Below are 20,684 nucleotides of genomic sequence, written 5' to 3'. Positions count from 1 at the left end.
CTTGAACTCCCGTGTCCCGGAGCCCAGCCTCCGCGCCTACCTCCTGGGCAACCAGCCGGCCGGCGCCGCAAGCCACGACACCCACCCGGGCCGCTGGCTGGTGGAGCGCGACCTGCTGGACAGGTCGGAGGGCACCCGCGGAACCTTTTCCGGCGTCGTCCTTTTCATCCCCACGGACGACGGCGGCCTGGCCCTTCGCGAGGAAGGCACCATGCGCTGGCCTGCTTTTTCCGGCCCCGCCTCACGCGAGTACCTGCTGCGGACCACCGGGCGCCCTGACGCGCTGGACTTCTTCTTCCCCGATGGCCGCCCCTTCCACCGGATGAGCTTCACGCCGGAAGCCAACCTGGACAGCCACTGGTGTGATCCCGACACCTACCGGGTGACCTACACCTTGGAGGGCCCTGACCACTTCAGCTACAGCTGGGATGTCACCGGTCCGCGCAAGGACCTGCTGCTGACTTCACACCTGGTGCGGACGCAGGCACCGGCATGAAACACCGCATCGTGGTTTCCGCCGTCTGCGTGTTCGACCACACCGGCCGCCTGCTGACCGTGCGGAAGCGCGGCACCACCATGTTCATGCACCCGGGCGGCAAGCCGGAACCGGGCGAGACAGCTGTGCAGGCCGCAGCCCGGGAGCTTGAGGAAGAAGTGGGCATCACCATCGACCCGCGCGAACTGGTGTTGATGGGCGTGTGGATCGCCGACGCAGCCAACGAGGCCGCCACTGACATTGAAGCCACCGTCTATACCGCTCCGGGCACCTGGTCAGCACACCCTTCAGCTGAGATTGCCGAGATCCGCTGGCTGGACCTGGACGTCCTGGCTTCCGGCGCCGGACAGGCCCGGGACCTGGCGCCACTGCTGACGGACCACATCCTGCCCCTGCTGGCCGCCCGGGCAGTCCCGGGAGCCGCGCAGGCTTAGCTGATCAACCCTAGAACTCGGGGACGGACTCCTGGGCCACGGCGGTGGCCTCCGCGAACTGCGTCCGGTAGAGCTCGGCGTAGCGGCCGCCGGCGGCCAGGAGCTCCGTGTGGGTTCCGCGTTCCACAATTTGACCGCCCTCGACCACCAGGATGGCGTCGGCCGCGCGGACGGTGGACAGCCGGTGGGCAATCACGACGGCGGTCCGCCCCTCGAGTGCGGCGCCCAGGGCTGCCTGCACGGCGGCTTCATTCGTGGAGTCCAGGGCAGCGGTGGCCTCGTCGAGGATGACGACGCGGGGCTGCGCGATCAGGAGCCGGGCAATGGTCAGCCGCTGGCGTTCGCCGCCGGAAAGCCGGTAGCCGCGCTCCCCCACCACCGTTTCCAGCCCGTCCGGCAGGGACCTGATCATCGTCTCCAGCCGCGCCTGCCGCAGCACGTCCCACATGTCCTCTTCGGTTGCGTCGGGCTTGGCCAGCCGAAGGTTGGACGCGATGGTTTCATGGAACAGGTGGCCGTCCTGGGTCACCATGCCCAGGGTGTCCCGCAGCGAATCGAAGGTGGCGTCCCGCACGTCCAGCCCCGTGCCCCGCGCAGTGCCGCCGAGACGCACTGCGCCGGAGTCGACGTCGTACAACCGCGACAGCAGCTGGGCGATGGTGGACTTGCCGGCGCCGGAGGAACCCACCAGCGCCACCGTCTGGCCCGGTTCCACCCGGAAGCTCACGCCGTGCAGCACTTCCTCGCCGCCGCGGGTGTCCAGGGTGGAGACTTCCTCCAGCGAGGCCAGCGAGACCTTATCCGCGGACGGGTAGGCGAAGCGGACGTTGTCGAATTCGACGGACACGGGGCCGGCAGGAACGGGCTTCGCGTCCGGCTTCTGCTGGATCAGCGGCTGCAGGTCCAGGATCTCGAAGACGCGTTCAAAGCTGACCAGGGCGCTCATGACTTCCACCCGGGCGTTGGACAGGGCCGTGAGCGGAGCGTAGAGCCGGGTCAGCAGCAGTGCCAGCACCACCACATCCCCGGGTGCCAGCTGGCCGCCCAGGGCAAGCCAGCCGCCCAGGCCGTACACCAGTGCCAGTGCAAGCGCGGACACCAGGGTCAGGGCCGTGACGAAGGTGAACTGCAGCATCGCCATGCGGACGCCGATGTCCCGGACGCGGCCAGCGCGGGCAGCGAATTCGCGGGATTCCTCGTCAGGCCGTCCGAACAACTTGACCAGGGTTGCGCCCGGCGCCGAGAACCGCTCGGTCATTTGGGTGCCCATGGCGGCGTTGTGCGCGGCAGCTTCCCGGCGCAGGTCAGCCAGCTTGGAGCCCATGCGCCGGGCCGGAATCAGGAAGATCGGCAGCAGCACCATGGCGAGGACGGTCACCAGCCACGACGTATTGAGCATCACGGCCAGCGTCAGGGCCAGCGCCACCGAGTTGCTCACCACCCCGGAAAGGGTTCCGGCGAAGGCGGACTGGGCGCCGATGACATCGTTGTTGAGGCGGCTGACCAGCGCGCCCGTGCGGGTCCGCGTGAAGAAGGCAATGGGCATCCGCTGCACGTGGTCGAACACCCGCGTGCGCAGGTCCACGATGACGCCTTCGCCGATGGTCGAGGACAGCCAGCGGGTCAAGAGCCCCACCCCGGCCTCACCGACGGCCACGATGGCGATCAGCACTGCCAGCCAGATGACCGTGTCAACGCCGGTCTTGGCGATGATGGCGTCAACCACCTTGCCGGCAAGCACCGGGGTGGCGACGGCCAGGAAGGCAGCCGCAATGGAGGAGAGCACAAAGGCGATGAGCTTGCCCTTGTGGGGGGCGGCAAAGGCCAGCACCCGCTTCAGGGTCTCTTTGGAAAATGGCTTCGAAGCGCTCTTTGCGGTGCTGATGTTGTAGAGCGAACTCCAGGCTACGCGGTCCATGCTCATGGCTGTTTCTCCTGGGTTGCAGTGTGGTGGAGTTCCTGGACCGTGCCGTTTTCCAGGTGCCACCGGTAGTCGAGTCGAACGTTTTCCAGCAGCCGGCGGTCGTGGGTGACCAGCAGCAGCGCTCCGTCGTAGCTTTCAAGTGCCTCTTCCAGCTGTTCAATGGCCGGCAGGTCGAGGTGGTTGGTGGGTTCGTCCAGCACCAGCAGGTTCACGCCGCGGGCCTGGAGCAGCGCCAGGGCCGCCCGCGTCCGCTCACCCGGTGACAGGGAATCCACGGTCCTCGACGTGTGGTCCGCCTTGAGGCCGAACTTGGCCAGGAGCGTGCGAACGTCGGCACTGTTCCAGTCCGCCAGCACCGCTTCGACAGCGTCGCCCAGCGGCAGGGCGCCGTCCAGCAGCCCGCGGGCCTGGTCTATTTCGCCGACGGCGACGGAGGCACCCATGGAGGCATCGCCGTCGTCCGGCGCCTGGGTGCCCAGCAGCAGGCGCAGGAGGGTGGATTTGCCGGCGCCGTTGGGGCCGGTGATGCCCACGCGCTCGCCGCCGTTGAGCTGGAGGCTGACCGGTCCCAGCGTGAAGTCGCCCTGGCGTGCCACGGCCTTGCGCAAGGTGGCGACGACGGCGCTGGAGCGCGGTGCCTGGCCGATGCTGAACTGGAGCTGCCATTCCTTCCGGGGCTCCTCCACCGCGTCCAGACGGGCGATCCGGGATTCCATCTGCCGGACCTTCTGGGCCTGCTTTTCGGAGGATTCGGTACTGGCGGCGCGCCGGATCTTGTCGTTGTCGGGGTTCTTCTTCATGGCATTGCGAACGCCCTGCGAACTCCACTCCCGCTGCGTCCGTGCCCGCGAGACCAGGTCTGCCTTGGTGGCGGCAAACTCCTCGTACTTCTCGCGGGCGTGCCGCCGCATCACAGCGCGTTCCTCGAGGAAGGCGTCGTAGCCGCCATCGTAGACAGCCACACTGTTCTGTGCCAGGTCAAGTTCGACGACGCGGGTCACACAGCGCGCCAGGAATTCGCGGTCATGGCTGACCAGCACCACGCCGCCGCGCAGCCCCATTACGAAGTTCTCCAAGGTGGCCAGCCCCGCGAGGTCGAGGTCGTTGGTGGGCTCGTCCAGGAGCACCACATCGAAGCGGCTCAGCAGGAGGGCCGCCAGGGCCACCCGGGCGGCCTGGCCGCCCGAAAGACCCGTCATCAGCGCATCGGCGCCGGCGTCCAGCCCGAGGTCTGCCAGCACCGCCGGGACACGGTCTTCCAGGTCAGCGGCGCCGGAGGCCATCCAGCGGTCAAAGGCACGGGCGTAGGCGTCATCCGCCCCCGGAGCGCCGGAACCGAGTGCTTCCGCGGTGGACTCCATGTCGGCGGTCGCCTCCGCGCAGCCGGTGCGGCGGGCAATGTAGGCCGCCACTGTTTCGCCGGCAATGCGCTCGTGCTCCTGTGGGAGCCATCCAACGAAGGCATCGGACGGCGCAAGGTTGACCGAGCCCTGCTGGGGCTGGTCGACACCGGCCAGGAGGCGCAGCAGCGTCGATTTACCGGCACCGTTGGCACCCACCACGCCCACCACGTCGCCGGGGGCAACCGTCAGCGAGAGCCCGGAAAAGAGCACCCGGTGGCCGTGGCCACCGGAGATGTCCTTCGCAACAAGGGTTGCAGTCATCGAATCGTCCTTTCGCCGCTGCCCGGACAGCCGCCGACGGCCGGCAGAGGCGGCGAAAACCGGGCCGCGGCGCCGCTGGGGCTGCAGGACATAGAAGAACCCGCTGGTCCGGACTTGGGGGGTGTACGGACCAGCGGGCTCGACCATCAACTATAGGCGAAGGTGGACCATGGGCAAAATCGGCGGCACGGCCGGGGCGGGGACGGCACGGTAAAATCGTCCTCACCACCCGTTCTGCAGAGAGCACTCCATGACCCTTCCTGCCAAGGCGTTCCAGCGCTGGCTGCAAGGCATCGCGCCAGATGCCAGCACTGCAGACGTCTGCAGGGTCTCCGGAATCAAGCGGACCACGCTGGCCCAGCAGCTGGTCCGGGGCAAAGTCTCCGTGAGCACGGTGGTCAGCATCAGCCGCGCGTACAACATCAACCCCGTCGACGCACTGTCTGGGTTTGACGCCTACAGCGCCCTGGGAAGCCCGCCGCGTCCACCCACCCGCAGCGAGCTGGTCAGCCAGATTTCCACGCCGGACCTCCTGCGGGCGCTCCTGGCCCGCCCCGCAATGGATGCGGCCCGGGGAGCAGCCGCTCCCGCCCTCACTCCTGCCCCGCACGCCACCTCCGTGAAGAACTGGGTCGATGCCATAGACGACGGCGAGGTCCGGCACCGCGTGTCCGCCTCCACGGGAGTGGCGCCGCAAAACTATTCCGCCCAGTTGACCGCCAACCGGCTGTCCCCGGAGCTCGCCTTGGCGACGGCATTGGCGGCCGGAGTGGGACCCGCCGGCGGACTGGTGGCCACGGGAATCATTACGGAGGAGGAGGCCGGCTGGCCTCCCGGTGCCCGGCAGGCGGCGCTGGACAGCCTCACCGACGGAGAACTCACAGCCCTTGCTGGAGACCGGCTTCAGGCAATGGGCAAAGTACTGCGCCGCCAGGAGCAGGACCAAGCGCAGACAGAAAAAATTTGGGAGAACCTGGGATGATCGAAACCCTTCAATGGAGCACGCTGGCCATTTGCGCCCTTATTGCGGTGGCCCGCGTCCCCAGCACACTCAGAGGAGAAAACCGCTCCCTTTTCGGCATCTTTGCCTTGATGACCCTGGCCATCCTGTTGAGCATCCAGGGGCCGTACATCGTCATCGACCAGGCGCTGGGCGGGATCAACCTGGCCAACCTGTTGCTGCGCTTCGTCATTTTCGGCGCCATCTTCTTCATGGGTATCCGCGTTTCCAGGGGCTTCGGTGCCGGCAGTGCCTACCGTCTCATAACCGGAAGGGCCGGCATCATTGTCCTGCTCGCTGTCTCGGCTGTCGTGATTTCACTGTTCTTCTCCATGGACACCGCCGGGTCATCGGCAGGACTAAGCGCCATCTCGGGTAAGGATGCGCGTCATTTCGCGCTGGTTGAGTACTACGGTGCGGCTGGACGCGCCTATCCCGCCTTCGTCGCCCTGGTCCTCGTGCCGGCCATGGTGCGGGCAGTGCGGGAACGGCTGCCGGTCCTGGTACGCATCGCCGCTGCGTTACTGGCCCTGGGCGGAGTGGCGGTGGCCCTTACGCTGCTCTTCCCTCTTATCCCGCCCAGCCTCGGCCAGATAGAATTCATCATCAACTACACGGCCGTGCTGTGCTTCGTCGTCGGGCTGGCCCTGATCTGGGCCTCAAGGGTGGTTAACCGGCGGACTGAGGCACGCCGGAGGACATCTACCGAAATGTAACCTTCGTGCGCTTTCACAAAAACATTAGAATGTGAAACAATCATGAATGTGTGAAGGCGGGGCTGCCAAGCGTTTTCGAACGGGGATAAATTCCAAAGCGCCGGCCGCCCCGGGGGCCTTTGCACGCATTGGGGGGATGAGTGGTGGCGGATCGTTGGGGACCGCCCCCACTCAGCCTATTTAAGGACCATGGCCCCCAAGGGACACTGATCCTATTTCCTGGCAAACCTCAATGTCACCAACTGGAACGGCCGGAGCGCGAGCTCGGCACCGGTATCTGCCGGAACAATTCCGGGCGCCTCGGCGGCACGCTCCAGGAGATCCGTCGACACCACGCCATTGACAGGGAAGTTGGCTGTGAGAGTTCCCACGGACCGCTGCCCCAACGACTCATAGAGCCGGACCACCACATCGCCCGATCCGTCCTGGGCCAGCTTCACCGCTTCAATGACCAGGGCCGGATTGCTGACGGAGAAGAGCGGCTCCACCGCGGTGCCGCCGCTGACCAGCCGGGGCGCCAGGTTGGTGCGGTACCCTTCCTGGACGGCGGCCGCAATGTCAGCACCTGGGCGGATGGTCACCGTCAACTCCTGGTGTCCGCGGTCGGCGTCGGGGTCGGGGAACTTAGGAGCCCGCAGCAGGGACAGGCGCACCGTAGTGGTGGTTCCGCCGTCGGATTCCCTGATGCTTCTGCCCACGTCGTGGCCGTATGTGGAGGAGTTGGCCACCGCGACCCCGTAGCCGGGCTCCCCCACGTGGATCCACCGGTGGGCACAGATTTCGAACTTCGCGGCTTCCCAGGAGGTGTTGGTGTGGGTGGGCCTGAAGACGTGGCCGAACTGTGTTTCGGCAGCTGACCGGTCTGCCCGCACGTCGAGGGCAAAGCCGAGTTTCAGCAGCTTTTCGCGCTCCTGCCAGTCCACGGCCGTGGTGATTTCCAGTGACGGGCTGCCGGGGGCCAATGTGATGCGCTGGGTCAGCGGCGAGCTCCCTGCCATCCGTTCCACCACCACCACGGCGCTGCCGTCTTCATTGGCCAGCCGGACCGACTCCGCGTGGACCAGCGGAGTGACATTGCGGCGGTAGAACTCGTCGATGTCCCAGGCGTCCCATTCGTTGGGGGTGTCGCGGTGCAGTTCCAGCAGGTTGCCGCGCTGGCCAGGGGCGATGGCCTCTCGTCCGGTGGCGTAGTCACGCAGGGACGCGAGGAGTCCATCGGCGTCCACCTCGACCCGGATAATCCCGTTGTCCAGGATGTAGCCGCCGTGGTGTGGCGTGGCGAGCACCGGCCCAGGGAGCGGCGTTGGTTCCGCTGCCGCAAGGGCGGGCACTCCATTCCTTGCGTGCGGCGCAGCGTTAAGCAGGAACTGCCGGTCCCCGGAGCCCAGCATGGCGGCAGCTGCCTGGCCGATGATTGCTTCAAGCGCCTTTTCGATGGCCTGGTAGTTACGCTCGGCGTCCTGGTGGACCCAGGCAATGGAGCTGCCGGGAAGGATGTCGTGGAACTGCTGCAGCAGTACCAGTTGCCAGAGCCGCTTGAGCTCGGCATCCGGATAGTCGTATGCGCCGGCCGACCGGACTGCAGCCGTGGAACACCACAGTTCCGCTTCACGCAGCAGGTGCTCGCTGCGCCGGTTGCCCTTCTTGGTCCGCGCCTGGCTGGTGTACGTGCCGCGGTGCAACTCCAGGTACATTTCGCCCACCCAGACAGGCAGTGCCGGGTAGTCTTCCTCGGCCTGCAGGAAGAAACTCTCCGCAGAGCCGATCCTGACCCTGGGCGATCCCTCCAGATTCGCGGTGCGGGCAGCCGCCGCAAGCATTTCGCGGGTGGGTCCGCCGCCGCCGTCGCCATAGCCGAAGGGCACCAACGACACCGTCCCGCGGCCGTGGTCCCGGTAGTTGCGCTCGGCGTGGGCAAGGTCCCTGCCGCTGAGGTCCGAGTTGTAGCTGTCCACCGGCGGAAAGTGGGTGAACAGCCGGGTGCCGTCGATTCCCTCCCAATTAAAGGTGTGGTGCGGCATCCTGTTTGTCTGGTTCCAGGAGATCTTTTGGGTAAGGAACCAGCGGCTGCCCGCGGCTTTCACGATCTGGGGCAGGGCGGCACTGTATCCAAACGAGTCCGGGAGCCACGCCTCCCTGCACTCAATGCCGAACTCCGCCAGGAAGAAGCCCTTGCCCTCCACGAACTGCCGCGCCATGGCTTCGCCGCCGGGCATGTTGGTATCCGATTCCACCCACATGCCGCCGACGGGCACGAACTGGCCTGCCCGGACCTTTTCCCGGATCCGGCTGTACAGCTCCGGGTACAGCTCCTTGATCCATGCCAGCTGCTGCGCGGACGAACAGGAGAAGACGAAAGTCGGGTCTTCATCCATCAGTGCCACCACGTTGGAGAACGTCCGGGCGCATTTGCGGATGGTTTCACGGACCGGCCAGAGCCAGGCCGAGTCGATGTGGGCATGGCCCGTAGCAACCAGTTGATGCGCGGAAGCGTAGGCGGGGCGGGCAAGGACTTCGGCGAGCTCCTGCCGTCCTGCCGGCGCGGTCCCGGCAACATCGTCAGGGTCCATCACATCCATCATGCGTTCGAAGGCCCGGAGGATCTCATGGCGGCGGGGAAGCTCCAGGGGGAGTTGTTCCATGAGGCCGGCCAGCGTCCACACGTCCTGCTGGAGTTCCCACACGCACTGGTTGAGTTCAGCGATGGCGATGTTGCCCAGCCGGTACTGGGGTGCTCCCCCGGCGGTCGCCTTGTCTCCCAGCGGGGTGGCGGCAAAGGTCCAGCCTTGCGCCATGTCCGGGTTCGCGGCCGCCTCCACGTAGAAGTCCACGGCCATGCCGCCGCCCAGCAGCTTCAGGGGAATGTACTGGTTGCGGGGTGAGATGGCCTTGATGATGGTCCCGTCAGGCCGCCAGGCGATGCCCTCGCACTGAAACCCGGGCGCTTCGGTGGTGAACCCAAGATCCACCACCACCTCCACGGTGGTTTCCGGGCCGCCGCCCCAGGATTCCGGCACCTCCCCTTGCAGCCGGAGCCAGGTGGTCCCCCACGGCCGGCCCCAGGCGGCGCCGTGCTCCTGCGGCTGGAACTCCTGCCGCATCGCTTCGAGCGCGGGGACCGGTTCACCGGGGGCGTCCCAACTGCTCAGGGCAAGCGGGACCGTCCGGCTGTAGACGGCAGGGGCGATGCGCTCGCGCACAAACCTGGCCAGGCGGACTTCCGTGATCCTGCGGTCGTCATGCAAAATAAGTCCTCTTTAGGCTCGGGGCTGGATCATCGCGTCCATTCGATGGACAAATCTACCCTCCGGCAGCATTGCAACCAACCCCCTTGCCCGGGCAGCCACGTCCCAGCCGTGCATTGGCCCTCCTAGCCACTGGGCACGGCTGGTGCAGGGCGCAGGATCCGCGAGTCCCCGGCGTAGACGTTAAAGCTGGTGTGCCGGCTGAAACCCGCCAGCGTCAAGCCGTTCGCCTCGGCCAGTTCCACGGCAAGACTGGAAGGGGCACTCACGGCAGCCAGGACGGGAATGCCCGCAAGGGATGCTTTCTGGACCAGCTCGAAGGACGCCCTGCCAGATACCTGGAGGACGGTTCCGGTAAGAGGCAGGAGGCCCTCGCGCAGTGCCCAGCCCACCACTTTGTCCACGGCATTGTGGCGTCCCACGTCCTCGCGCAGGCACATGAGCTGCGGCTCGCCGTCGTCATCGATCCTGAACAGGCCTGCCGCGTGCACGCCGCCGGTGTCCTCGAAGACACGCTGGGACTTCCGCAACATCCCCGGCAGGGCGGCCAGGACTTCCGCGTCCACAGTCAACGGGTCCGTCCGGGGGCTGAAGTGGGAGGACTTTTGGACAGCTTCGATGGAGTCCGTTCCACAGATGCCGCAGGAGCTGGACGTGTAGACGTTGCGGCCGGTGTCGGGAACTGGCACATCCGGCCGCAGCTGGGCCTCCACCACGTTGAATGTCTGGACACCGTTCTCGTCCTCGCCGGCACAGAATCGCAGCGAAACCAGCTGTTCGGGGGCCCATATGACCCCCTCGGACACCAGGAATCCAGCCACCAGGTCAAAGTCGTCCCCCGGGGTTCGCATGGTGACCGAATAGGAAAGCTTTCCCAGCCGGATCTCCAGCGGTTCCTCGACGGCGAGGACGTCTTCGCGGTGGCGGACCGGGTACTCCAGGGCTCCCGGCGAACCGTCCAGGACATACTTGTGCACCTTGCGGCGCTGGGTTACGCGTCCCATGTTCCACCCTGCTTGTTCATTACTCCATCATGGCACCAACAGGGGCCGCCTCAGCCCAGGAGGGCGCTCCAGTCCACGGGTCCGCTGGGTGCCGGCTTACCCTTGGGCTGGCCTGTCCGTGCGGCGCTTCTTGGTTTGGCTTTGGCCGGGCCGTCCTGGGTAGGAGGTATTGGCGGCCCCCATGGCAGGGCCAACGCGGGCACCGGCTCGCCGAGCTGCACGCCGTGCGGTGGCACTACCAGCACACCGTCCGCGGCGGCGAGCCCGCGCATCATCCCTGGCCCCGTATGCTGCGCCGGGGACGCCATGCCGTACAGCAGCCGGAACGGCATCAGCCGGGTACGCCCGGGGTCCGGCTCGATCATGGTCCCGCACGGCACCTCCTCCACCGCCGGCATGGGACGGTGCCCCAGTGCGGCCAGCAGCGGGGCCCCCACAGTGGAAAGGGCCATCATGGCCGCGAGCGGGTTGCCGGGAAGCCCCAAAACGAAGCGTCCGTCGGGCAGTTCGGCGAGCACGGCGGGGTGGCCGGGCCGCATGGCCACGCCATCGATGATGAGCCGGCCGCCGAGTTCGGCCACTGCCCTGCGGAGGTGGTCCGTTCCCGAGCGCCCGGTGCCACCGGTAGTAATGACGACGTCGGCCGGCAGGTCCGGCGCGTCCGGCACCTCCGGCAGCACGTCCTCGAGCGCCGCAAGCCATTCGTCATAGGAGTCGCCGATCCGCTGCTGCCCGACGGGTATGCCGCCCAGCATGGCGACGACATCCGGCAGCTGCGGGCCGAAGGTGTCGCGCACCTGGCCCGGGGCCGGCGTGCCGTGTTCCACCACTTCGGACCCGGTCAGGACCAGGCGCACCACGGGCTTTCCCTGGACCTGCACATCGTCGTAGCCTGCCAGCGCGGCAAGTGCCAGGTGGGCGGGATTGAGCTCCACCCCCGCCTTGACCAGGATGTCCCCTTCCAGGGCTTCCTCCCCGGCTTTCCTGATGTGCTCTCCCGCGCGGGGCTCGCCCGGGCGGGCCTTGCCTCCGGTCATCAGGAGTGGGAGTCCTTCATCGTCCTGGCCAAGGACTGCGCTCTCGGTGCGAAGCACTGCCTTGCCGCCTGCAGGGATCAGGCCGCCGGTGGCGATGGGGCTGGCCTGGTGCGGTGCCAGCCGGGTGCCGGGTTCCACCGGGATCCAGGGGCCGCTTCCGTTGACTACCCAGCCGTCCATGGCCGAGGACGCATAGTGGGGCATGTCCTGGAGGGCCACGATGTCCTGGTCCAGTTTGCGGCCCAACGCGATACGCAGTGCCACTGGCCCGGGAGGAATGGGGGTTGCGGCGTCGAACGCCGCCTGCCGGGCCTCTTCCCACGTGTGGGCAGCATGGTGCTGGCCCGCATGCCCTGCTTCCGCCGTCCCGGCTTGGACTGCGCCGGAGTCAGTGGTTCCGGGTTCAGTGGGTCCGGGTCCAGTGGGTCCGGGTTCAGTGGGTCCGGGTCCAGCTATGCCGGCTGGCCCTTCCGCTTCGCTGCCAGGTGGCGCTTCCGGATCGCTTTGGGGTTCCGCGGTCATTCGCCGGGAGTCCCGGCGGCAGCCTCGGCCTCGTAGTCCTTTGCCAGGGTGCGGGCAACGGCCAGGGCCGCATCCATTGATTCAGCGTCCATCTCCCTGCCGGGAGCCGAAGCCAGGCCCGCAGCGAACCCGGCGATGAAAGTGGTGAGCGGAGCGGCTGGCCGGACCACAGCATGGGCGGCGACGCCCGCAAGCGCCAGCACCGCGTTGACGTCCACCTGGACGTCCTCAAGCTTGTACGCCTGGAGAAGTGCCCTGCACCACTCTTCCAGTGTTTCGTCCTGGCTCTTCACGAATTGCCTCCCACGTTTGCTCCGCCCGTCTGCCGGTCCTGGCGTTCGCTCTGGTTCCCGGCGGCAATCCCCAGCGCGGCAGCGTCATCCCAGGTATCCACGTCGGAGGTGGACCCGGCAGGGACTGTGACAAGCTGCACGTCCAGATTAGCAAGGAGCGACCTGACAGAGCCGTTGACCAGCGCCCCGCGGGCAGCGAGGTCCCTGCACGCCTTTGTTAACTCAGGCGTGCGGTAAAAACCCACCAGTGGCTGTGGGCGGCCGCCTTCGGCAGCCATGACATTTGCCGGGTCCGCCGCCGTGGACATCTGCAAAGCTTCCTGAAGCGCTGCCACCGCTTGGGATGCCAGCGGCATGTCGCAGGCCAGCACCAGGAGGTAGGGCGCACCCTCGCCGATGTCCGCCAGCGCATCCAGCCCGGCCGCTATGGCTGCCGCCGGGCCCGCGAAGTGCGGCTGCTCCCTGCAGCTCAGCAGGTTGGGAGGCCAGATTGGCAGGGAAGCCATCTCGCCCACAACTGCCACATGCCGGGCCCCCGCGGCGGCAGCGACAGCGCGTTCGAGGAGGGATTGGCCTTGGAAGACGAGCGACTGCTTGGGTACGCCGCCCAGCCGCGATGACCTCCCCCCGGCCAGGATCACGGCATCAAAGGCAAGCCCGTTCACTTCCACTCCCCCAGCCTAGCGACCGGCAGCGTAGGGGCCGCACTGCGGGTCAGAACGTCCGGCGCACCGGAGCATCACGGCAACTCAGGCAGCGCGGGGTGTCAGGCAGCGCGTTCCGGAAGCAGGAAGGGGTCCCAGGCCGGCGTGGGCTTCTCCAGTTCCTTGATCTGCCAGATGGTTCCGTGCGGCGGTTCGGGCACGAACCGCAGGGTCCATCCCATCTCGGCTGGAGTGTGGTCGCCCTTGACGTTGTTGCAGCGCAGGCAGGCGGCCACCAGGTTCTCCCACGAATCGGCCCCGCCCCGGGACTTGGGGTGAACATGGTCAATGGTGTGCGCCGCTTTCCCGCAGTAGGCGCATTTATGCCCGTCGCGCCGGAGTACGCCCCTGCGGCTGACGGCCGTGGAGTGGTTGTACCGGGGCCGGATGTAGCGGTTGAGGAGGATCACGGACGGGCGGCCCAGAATGTCAGTAGGGCCCACCACGGGGTCGTCACCTTCGGCAACCACACTTGCCTTGCCCGTGAGCACAAGCACCAGCGCCCGGCGGAAAGTAATAACCGCCAGCGGTTCATATCCAGCATTCAGAACGAGAGTGCGCATGCACTTACCTCTTCACGGCCGCACCCGTCAGGGGCACGAGGGCCGGCTGCCCTCGGCATGTCCGGGCTATGGATCGACATCACAAGAGTAAACAAAGAAGTGCAGAATCGGGTAATCGCCACTCTGGAGCAGGACAACGGCTGGACACCGCGGGAGGGTCGGCCGCGGGCGGCGCGGGCCGATTAAGCGCGAAGGACCCCCACCGGGATGGCGGGGGTCCTTGGGGGCATTGCCAGGCCTGCGGCCGTTCAGGCCTGCCTTGGGATGCTTAGTTGACGCGGATGAACACGGGGCCGGAACCCACGTTTGCGCTGAAGACCACAGTCTGGTTTCCGTTGTAGCCGCCGTGGACTGCCATGCCGTTTCCGGCGTAGACAGCAATGTGGGCCATGCCCGCGCCGCCGTCAGCGTAGTAGATCAGGTCGCCCGGCTGCGCTTCGGCTGCACTCACGGTGCGGCCCAGGGACAGGTAGCCGGCGGGCCAGTCATGGAAGTGGATGCCGACGGCGGCCAGCGAGTTGGTGACCAGCATGGTGCAGTCCTGCATAACGCCGAGCTGGGCGTAGGCGGCCGAGAGGATTGCAGCGCCCTTGCCGCTGGCGGAAGCCTGGGCAGCGGGAGCGGCCGGAGCAGCAGCGGTGGCAACCTTGGCGGTGACCTTGGGAGCCGCAACGGGCTCGGCGGCAGGAGCAGCTTCCTGCACCTCGACCTGGGGCTCAGGCTCGGCGACGGGAGCCGGCGTGGTGGTGACAGCGGGCTTCTCGTAGCTGATGGCGATGGTGGAAGCCGCGGAAATCGGGGCGTCGATTGCGGATTCAACTTCCAGTGCGGACGCCGGAGCGGAATCACGCTTGACGTTGGCGTCGGCAGCGTTGGCCGCGATGCCGCTGGTCAGGACCAGGCCGGAAGCGGCAGCGATAACCGCAGCCTGGCGGCCCATGCCGCCTGCGTTGTCGCTGACGGCCTTTGCAATAACAGCGATCGAGTTGGTTTTGGTGACCTCGGCGCGATGCCGTGCGGTGGCACGAGTCGTCATCAGTTCTCTCTTTCGTTTTTCCCTCAAACCGCTTGTAGGCAGGCGAAGGTTGTTGGACGCGCCGGCATCTTGGGGGTACGTCGGCGCGTCCCGAACGGGGATGTGGTTTCTAGCGAAAAAGCCTTGGGCAAAGAAATAGCCCTTGGAGCGTTAAGCCCAAGAACTAGTTGCCGTAGTGGTAGTACGAGGAGGTGCCAGTGGCTGCAGGCGAGTGGAGCAGCGTGCCCTGGGAGGGGTTGAGTGCGCTGATCATCATGCCGTTGCCGACGTAGATGCCGACGTGCGCGCCACCGTTCTGGACAACCAGGTCACCCGGCTGCGGGGTGGAGGTGGGAGTCATGATGCTCCACGCATTGGTGCGGGGGATGCTGATTCCGGCCTGGGCGTAAACCCACTGCACGAACCCGGAGCAGTCCCAGCCGGTGACCGGGCTGGTGCCGCCCCACACGTAGGAGTGGCCGATGCCGGTGTAGGCGATGGCAGCGATGCCCGAGGTTGCCGCAGCGGATACGGTCTCCGCCGTCTTGGCGGCCGGAGACGCCTCCTGGCCTGTAGTGGTGGCGCGGTTCGCCGATGCCGTGGACTGGGTACGCACCGCTTCCACCTTCGGAGCAGCGGTGGTCTTGACGACCGGACGCTCGAAGGACACCGTGGCCGTGGGTGCGGCCGTGACAGCGAGGGCTGCCTGGGACGAGCCGGACTCGGTGGAGGCAGAGACACCGGCCGTCGTGTCAGCTGCCGTGGCGGGCAGGCCCATGCTCAGGATGAGGCCGGAAGCCGCTGCCACAACGGCAGCCTGGCGGCCTACGGTCCCGGCATTTGCACTGACGGCCTTGGACATGGCGTCCAGGGGGTTGGTGCGAACCGTTTGCGCACGGTGGCGCGCAGAATGATGGCGTGAAGACACGAAGGTAGCCTCTCCCAATGCCTGCGAGGTGAGCTGTCGGATTCGGATGGGAGTCACCCGGCCACGCTGCTTCCTGGGAAGCTTGTGACTTAACCCCAAGGCCTTCTGAACATGAAGGCCAAAATTGGTTCCCCCGCCCCTGCCAGACGATGAAATGCGAACGGACCTTGAGCGGTGGCAGAGTTAGGCAATCCACTCAAGAGCGTCAACTTCGGAAAAGTTGACGCGAGTTAGACGGTACAGCAGTTTTGCTTCAATGTCACATTCAGGTCACGGCGCGTCGCGGACATGTGAGAGCGGGCAACCATTTGGTTACAGCCAGCCCATGGGATCGACAACTTCGCCATTGACCTGCACCTCGAAGTGGAGGTGGCAGCCGGTGGATGCGCCCGTGGTACCGCTCAGTGCCACCACGTCCCCGCGGGAGACGGTCTGGCCCACCTTGACGTTGAAGGACGAGAGATGGTTGTAGGTGGTCTCCAGCCCGTTGCCGTGGTCAATGACCACGCGGTTTCCGCCACCGAACTGGTGCCAGCCGGCAAAGGTCACGGTACCTGTCGCGGCGGCCAGGACCGAGGTCCCGCACTGCGCCACGAAGTCCTGGCCCCGGTGGAAGTCTCCGGAGCCTCCGGTGATGGGACTGACCCGGTAGCCGAAGGGGGAAGCGGTGGTGAGGGAGGCGAGGGGTGCAGCCAGGGTGCCGGCCGAAGCGGCACGCGTGACGGAGCCGGCGGACTGGGCGCTCAGGAGTTGCTTCAGCTTCCCGTCCGGGTCGGCCTGGGTCACCACGGCCGACCGGCTGAAGTCGATCTGTGCTCCGACATCGGCCGAGATCTGGGGCTGGGGGCTGACGGCGGACGCGGCCAAGGGGGCACTGCCGGCGGCATCCGTGGCCATGACGGGACTCGTGGCGGGCACCGTGACCGTCAGCACCAGGCCTGTGGCGGCAAGGGCAATGCCGGCTTTTTGGCCAATACCGCTGGCCGCGGCAAACTCCGTCATCTGCCGGAAGGGACCCCGGCGGCGGCGCGCGTCACGATGCAGGTCGCGGGGGCGCTCCGCTGCGACAACTTCGGCAACCCGGGGTGCCGAAGGGGGGCCGGCCGCGCGGCGGCGGCCCCGGGAGGTCTGCATGGTCAAGAAGGGTTCCTCTCTGGAAGAAGCCTGCGGAGTTAGCTGTCGGATTCGGGTCAGAGAGATCAAAGACCCGGTCCGCCTTAGGCAAGCTTCTGCACAGGGGGTATTCCCGGAAGAATCCTTCACTGGAGAGGCTTGCTGCTGACGGACTTCACCCCAAGGCAGTCCCCCGCTGCCGCTTGTGGTTCCCCCGCCTCTGCCAGTAACGACTCGTGCACCTGACCCGCTGGCAGAGCTCGGCTCCGGATCAGGTAACGCTTATGTATCAACGCTTGGTTCCACTATAGAGGCTTAAGACCCTAGGTAACAATTCCGTTACCTTTGCGTGGTCGCCCCTCTGTGGGGTATGGGGGCCCCGATCAGGGCTGGCTGATGGCCACGAAGACGTGGGCGGCAACCTCGGGCGGCAGCTCCAATGCGCCTTCGATTCCGGGGACCCGCACGGAGATGTATTCGCCCACGCGTTCCAGCGCCACGGCGGCACCCGGCCGGATACCGCCCTCGTCCAGCTGCGCCAGCAGCTCCGGTTCCACCTGGATCGGCTCCGCCAGGCGGCTGATGGTCACTCCGGAGGCGGGCCCGTAATTCTTCATCGCTTCCACCAGGCTGATGGCGCCGTCGGCAAAGCCGGGCCCCGCCTGGCCGCCCAGCGCCGCAAGGCCAGGGATGGGGTTGCCGTACGGCGACTCGGTGGGGTGGTCCAGCATCTCGTAGATGCGGCGCTCAACGCGCTCGCTCATGACATGTTCCCAGCGGCAGGCTTCGTCGTGGACGTAGGCCCAGTCCAGGCCAATGACGTCTGCCAGCAGGCGTTCGGCCAGCCGGTGCTTCCGCATGACCTCCGTGGCGCGCTTGCGGCCCGTGTCCGTGAGTTCCAGGTGCCGGTCGCCGGACACGACCACCAGCCCGTCCCGCTCCATGCGGCCGATGGTCTGGGAAACGGTGGGACCGGAGTGGCGCAGACGCTCGGCGATACGGGCCCGAAGGGCAACGATGTTTTCTTCCTCAAGCTCCAGAATGGTCCTGAGGTACATCTCCGTAGTGTCGATCAGATCCGTCATCCAGCTCAGCTCCTCGAGCGCAGTACCTTGCGTTGTCCCACCGTATCGCCTCTTCGCGCAAAGTAGTCCGGGGGAAAGCTTAGCCTATTTTGACTTTGTCCGAATAGCCGCGCCCCGAGGGGCTGCGCGGGGACGGCACGTCTCACTGTCCGGACTATGACGGGCCTGGCTCCCGCCCCCGGCGGCGGTTCAGGCAGAATGGGAATGGCCCGCAGCGCAGCCACCGGCGCTGCCGACCACCGACCGCCCGCCCTTCCGGACCAAACTTTTGTCCCCGCCGAATTGGAGCACCTGTGAGCGACACCAGCATCACGATCCCCGCCGACCTCCTGCCCCAGGACGGGCGGTTCGGAGCCGGCCCGTCAAAGGTCCGGCAGGAGCAGATCGACGCGCTGGCAGCAGCTTCCAAGACGATCCTTGGCACATCGCACCGGCAGGCCCCGGTCAAGAACCTGGTCGGAGCGGTCCGTGAAGGGCTGAGCCAGTTCTTCCGCGCCCCGGAGGGCTACGAGGTGGTCCTCGGCGTCGGCGGCTCCACGGCTTTCTGGGACATCGCGAGCTTCGGCCTCGTGGAGAAGAAGGCCCAGCACCTGTCCTTCGGTGAGTTCGGGTCCAAGTTCGCCGCCGCCACCAACAAGGCGCCCTTCCTGGAAGCCTCCTCCATCATCAAGTCCGAGCCCGGCACCCGGCCCGCAGCCAAGGCCGAGGCCGGCGTGGACGTCTACGCCTGGCCGCAGAACGAGACCTCCACCGGCGTCGCCGCCCCCGTCAAGCGGGTAGCCGGAGCCGACGAGGGATCACTGGTCCTCGTGGACGCCACATCAGCGGCCGGCGGATTGGACGTGGACGTTGCCGAGAGCGATGTCTACTACTTCGCCCCGCAGAAGAACTTTGCCTCCGACGGCGGCCTCTGGCTTGGCCTGTTCTCCCCCGCAGCGCTGGAACGCGCCGCGCGCATCAAGGCCAGCGGCCGCTGGATCCCGGATTTCCTGGACCTGCAGACCGCCATCGATAACTCCCGCCTGAACCAGACCTACAACACCCCGTCGCTGTCCACGCTGGTGACGCTGAATGCCCAGGTCCAGTGGCTGAACTCCAACGGCGGCCTGGACTTCGCGGCTGCACGGACGGCCGATTCAGCCGGCCGCATCTACAGCTGGGCGGAAGCGTCCGGCTTCGCCACTCCGTTCGTGGCCAAGCCCGAGGAACGCTCCAACGTGATCGCCACGATCGACTTCGACGAATCGATTGATGCCGCCACCGTGGCCAAGGTCCTGCGCGCCAACGGCATCGTGGACACCGAGCCTTACCGGAAGCTGGGCCGCAACCAGCTGCGCATCGCCACCTTCGTGGCCATCGAGCCCAGCGACGTCTCCGCCCTGCTGGCCAGCATCGACTACGTGGTGGGCGAGCTGCGCAAGTAACCCGAGCTGCGCAAGTAACCCGAGCTGCGCAAGTAACCACAGTTAAAGCACGACGGCGCCGCCCGGGTTTCCCCCGGACGGCGCCGTTTGTTTGTGGTCAGGAAGTCCTTGTTTCGGCGTCAGGCTCCGCGCCGTCGTCGGCCGGCCCTTCATCCCCGGGTTCCCGCTCCGCTGCCCGAAGCCCATCCGGGGTCCCCTGCCCGGGCTCCTGCTGTTCCGGTTCCTGCTGTTCCGGCTCCTGCTGCTCCGGTTCCTGCTGCTGTTCGTCCTCGGGACGGACGCGTTCGGCCCACGGCACCCACTCCGGGGCCAGGACGGAGTCCCCGGACGGCAGCAGGCCCAACTCGTTGACCGTGACCACCTTGGAGCGCGAGTTACGGGTCAGTACCGCATACCACTGCCAGCCCACATAGCCGGGCAGCCGGGATTCGAACAGGTGCGTGACCAGCCGGTCGCCCTCGCTCTTGGCTGCCAGGTGCGGCCCGATGGTGCCGGCCGGGGTGATGCCCTCCACTGCAGCCCGGGCGGTGTCCACCGCCGCGGCCAGGAAAGCATCGGGCTTGCCCGTGCGCCACACGGGCACGCCTGCCTTGCGCTTGGGCTGGGTCTTGGCAGCCTGCTCCTGCACTGGCGTGCCCGGCTGATCAGGTTGGGGGTCCATGGGCAGCCTAAACGTCCAGCTCGTCGGCAACCTTACGCAGGGCGGCAGCAATGGCCTTGCCCTTGTTGCCGTCCGGGTACTTGCCCTTGGACAAGGTTCCGGACAGGTTGTCCAGGACGGTCACCAAGTCCTGAACCAGCGGGGCGAGGTCCTTCGCGCTGGGGCGCTTGGCCTTGGCGATGGACGGGGTCTTGTCCAGCACCCGCAAGCCCAGGGCCTGGGCGCCCTTGCGGCCGTCCGCAACCCCGAACTCCACCCGGGTGCCCGCTTTCAATTCCGTCACGCCCTCGGGCAGCGACGACTTGGGCAGGAAGACCTCCTGGCCGTCTTCGCCCGCGAGGAACCCAAAGCCCTTGTCCTTGTCATACCACTTGACCTTGCCGGTAGGCACGTAATCAACCTTCTTCGTTCTGCTGTCATGAGACACGGCCGGCTGCCACCGCGTCCGCATTGTTGTGCGGGTTCAAGGTATGGCCAGCGCAAACCGTGTTGGTCTGTATCCTTCAAGGTTATCCTGCCGCGTGCCCTAATCACGCTTCCGGCCGCACCGTTCCGCCCCGGGCGCAAGCTCCCGGTCCTTTCACTTGCGGCGCTGCTGCCGCTGTAGCGTTACGTCCATGACTCCCTTGCGTTACCGGCGGCCGCTGATGGTCCTCGCCGCTGTTATAGCCGTGCTGTCCCTCATTGCTGTGGGAACTGTGATGGCGCTTGCCTTCGCCAACACGGTCGCCCCCGCCTGGGTCACCTACTCGGCCCTTTACGGCCTGCCGGCGGCCTTCGTCCTGATGCTCCTGGTGGTCCTGGACGGCGTTGCCGCCAGGCGGCGGGCGGGGAAGCGGGAGCCGCGGTAACGTTG

General features: G+C 66.9%; 20 protein-coding genes and 2 riboswitches. Of the genes, 6 read left to right on the top strand and 14 right to left on the bottom strand.

Features of this window, described 5'->3' with window-relative positions; genetic code table 11:
* The first annotated feature begins 1 nt into the window (after position 1).
* Both LDO86_RS04060 and LDO86_RS04055 read left to right on the top strand, forming a co-directional pair.
* A complete protein-coding gene (locus LDO86_RS04060) occupies positions 2-496 on the top strand; it encodes a DUF6314 family protein (RefSeq protein WP_018769565.1) in 495 nt (164 codons plus the stop codon).
* The gene (locus LDO86_RS04055) at positions 493-930 is read left to right on the top strand and encodes an NUDIX domain-containing protein (protein WP_018769564.1); all 438 of its coding nucleotides are present in this window, start codon (positions 493-495) and stop codon (positions 928-930) included. Before LDO86_RS04060 ends, LDO86_RS04055 begins: the two co-directional genes overlap by 4 nt.
* Before the next feature lie 10 nt (positions 931-940).
* On the opposite strand, the gene LDO86_RS04050 is transcribed toward LDO86_RS04055, so the two are convergent.
* A complete protein-coding gene (locus LDO86_RS04050) occupies positions 941-2,854 on the bottom strand; it encodes an ABC transporter ATP-binding protein (RefSeq protein ID WP_018769563.1) in 1,914 nt (637 codons plus the stop codon).
* Positions 2,851-4,518 (bottom strand): ABC-F family ATP-binding cassette domain-containing protein, encoded by a 1,668-nt coding sequence (locus tag LDO86_RS04045; protein WP_224084289.1) that lies wholly within the window; start codon positions 4,516-4,518, stop codon positions 2,851-2,853. Before LDO86_RS04045 ends, LDO86_RS04050 begins: the two co-directional genes overlap by 4 nt.
* A gap of 250 nt (positions 4,519-4,768) precedes the next feature.
* Here LDO86_RS04045 and LDO86_RS04040 point away from each other — a divergent pair, with 250 nt between their 5' ends.
* Both LDO86_RS04040 and LDO86_RS04035 read left to right on the top strand, forming a co-directional pair.
* A complete protein-coding gene (locus LDO86_RS04040) occupies positions 4,769-5,500 on the top strand; it encodes a hypothetical protein (RefSeq protein WP_018769561.1) in 732 nt (243 codons plus the stop codon).
* Positions 5,497-6,234 (top strand): hypothetical protein, encoded by a 738-nt coding sequence (locus LDO86_RS04035; protein ID WP_018769560.1) that lies wholly within the window; start codon positions 5,497-5,499, stop codon positions 6,232-6,234. Before LDO86_RS04040 ends, LDO86_RS04035 begins: the two co-directional genes overlap by 4 nt.
* 212 nt (positions 6,235-6,446) lie before the next feature.
* Here LDO86_RS04035 and LDO86_RS04030 read toward each other — a convergent pair whose 3' ends face one another.
* The 10 genes from LDO86_RS04030 to LDO86_RS03985 all read right to left on the bottom strand — a co-directional run bounded on the left by LDO86_RS04030 (position 6,447) and on the right by LDO86_RS03985 (position 17,743).
* Positions 6,447-9,479: a glycoside hydrolase family 38 C-terminal domain-containing protein gene (locus tag LDO86_RS04030; RefSeq protein WP_018769559.1), complete on the bottom strand. Its 3,033-nt coding sequence runs from the start codon at positions 9,477-9,479 to the stop codon at positions 6,447-6,449.
* 125 nt (positions 9,480-9,604) lie between these two features.
* Entirely contained in the window at positions 9,605-10,483 is an 879-nt protein-coding gene (fdhD, locus tag LDO86_RS04025; RefSeq protein ID WP_018769558.1) for a formate dehydrogenase accessory sulfurtransferase FdhD, read from the bottom strand.
* 50 nt (positions 10,484-10,533) lie between these two features.
* Positions 10,534-12,042: a molybdopterin molybdotransferase MoeA gene (locus tag LDO86_RS04020; RefSeq protein WP_018769557.1), complete on the bottom strand. Its 1,509-nt coding sequence runs from the start codon at positions 12,040-12,042 to the stop codon at positions 10,534-10,536.
* Entirely contained in the window at positions 12,039-12,335 is a 297-nt protein-coding gene (locus LDO86_RS04015) for a DUF6457 domain-containing protein (protein WP_018769556.1), read from the bottom strand. The genes LDO86_RS04020 and LDO86_RS04015 overlap by 4 nt, the downstream gene beginning before the upstream one ends.
* Positions 12,332-13,006 carry an NTP transferase domain-containing protein gene (locus tag LDO86_RS04010; RefSeq protein ID WP_018769555.1) on the bottom strand — a complete coding sequence of 225 codons (675 nt, stop codon included), beginning with the start codon at positions 13,004-13,006 and terminating at the stop codon, positions 12,332-12,334. The genes LDO86_RS04015 and LDO86_RS04010 overlap by 4 nt, the downstream gene beginning before the upstream one ends.
* A gap of 95 nt (positions 13,007-13,101) precedes the next feature.
* Positions 13,102-13,602: an HNH endonuclease gene (locus LDO86_RS04005; protein WP_018769554.1), complete on the bottom strand. Its 501-nt coding sequence runs from the start codon at positions 13,600-13,602 to the stop codon at positions 13,102-13,104.
* Between the two features lie 268 nt (positions 13,603-13,870).
* Entirely contained in the window at positions 13,871-14,638 is a 768-nt protein-coding gene (locus tag LDO86_RS04000; RefSeq protein ID WP_018769553.1) for an NlpC/P60 family protein, read from the bottom strand.
* A gap of 163 nt (positions 14,639-14,801) precedes the next feature.
* Positions 14,802-15,545 carry an NlpC/P60 family protein gene (locus LDO86_RS03995; protein WP_321165527.1) on the bottom strand — a complete coding sequence of 248 codons (744 nt, stop codon included), beginning with the start codon at positions 15,543-15,545 and terminating at the stop codon, positions 14,802-14,804.
* A gap of 4 nt (positions 15,546-15,549) precedes the next feature.
* Positions 15,550-15,745: riboswitch (cyclic di-AMP (ydaO/yuaA leader) on the bottom strand.
* A 112-nt stretch (positions 15,746-15,857) separates the two neighbouring features.
* Positions 15,858-16,679, bottom strand: coding sequence for a M23 family metallopeptidase (locus LDO86_RS03990; RefSeq protein WP_224084466.1), 822 nt, complete (start codon positions 16,677-16,679; stop codon positions 15,858-15,860).
* 10 nt (positions 16,680-16,689) lie between these two features.
* Positions 16,690-16,934, bottom strand: a riboswitch (cyclic di-AMP (ydaO/yuaA leader).
* 107 nt (positions 16,935-17,041) lie between these two features.
* Positions 17,042-17,743, bottom strand: a complete 702-nt coding sequence (locus LDO86_RS03985) for a metal-dependent transcriptional regulator (RefSeq protein ID WP_018769550.1) — start codon at positions 17,741-17,743, stop codon at positions 17,042-17,044.
* Between the two features lie 293 nt (positions 17,744-18,036).
* On the opposite strand from LDO86_RS03985, the gene serC reads away from it, so the two are divergent.
* Positions 18,037-19,167, top strand: coding sequence for a phosphoserine transaminase (gene serC / locus LDO86_RS03980; RefSeq protein ID WP_056389141.1), 1,131 nt, complete (start codon positions 18,037-18,039; stop codon positions 19,165-19,167).
* Positions 19,168-19,264: 97 nt separating this feature from the next.
* Here serC and LDO86_RS03975 read toward each other — a convergent pair whose 3' ends face one another.
* Positions 19,265-19,828: a DUF3027 domain-containing protein gene (locus tag LDO86_RS03975; RefSeq protein WP_224084288.1), complete on the bottom strand. Its 564-nt coding sequence runs from the start codon at positions 19,826-19,828 to the stop codon at positions 19,265-19,267.
* 7 nt (positions 19,829-19,835) lie between these two features.
* Positions 19,836-20,219 (bottom strand): cold shock domain-containing protein, encoded by a 384-nt coding sequence (locus tag LDO86_RS03970; protein ID WP_018762148.1) that lies wholly within the window; start codon positions 20,217-20,219, stop codon positions 19,836-19,838.
* A 226-nt stretch (positions 20,220-20,445) separates the two neighbouring features.
* Between LDO86_RS03970 and LDO86_RS03965 the strand changes: the two genes are divergently transcribed.
* Positions 20,446-20,679, top strand: a complete 234-nt coding sequence (locus LDO86_RS03965; protein WP_223993879.1) for a hypothetical protein — start codon at positions 20,446-20,448, stop codon at positions 20,677-20,679.
* The last annotated feature ends 5 nt before the right edge of the window (positions 20,680-20,684 follow it).

It is taken from the genome of Arthrobacter sp. StoSoilB19 (assembly GCF_019977275.1).
In the GTDB taxonomy this organism is placed as follows: Bacteria; Actinomycetota; Actinomycetes; order Actinomycetales; family Micrococcaceae; genus Arthrobacter.
This window is presented reverse-complemented; position numbering and strand designations above follow the sequence as displayed.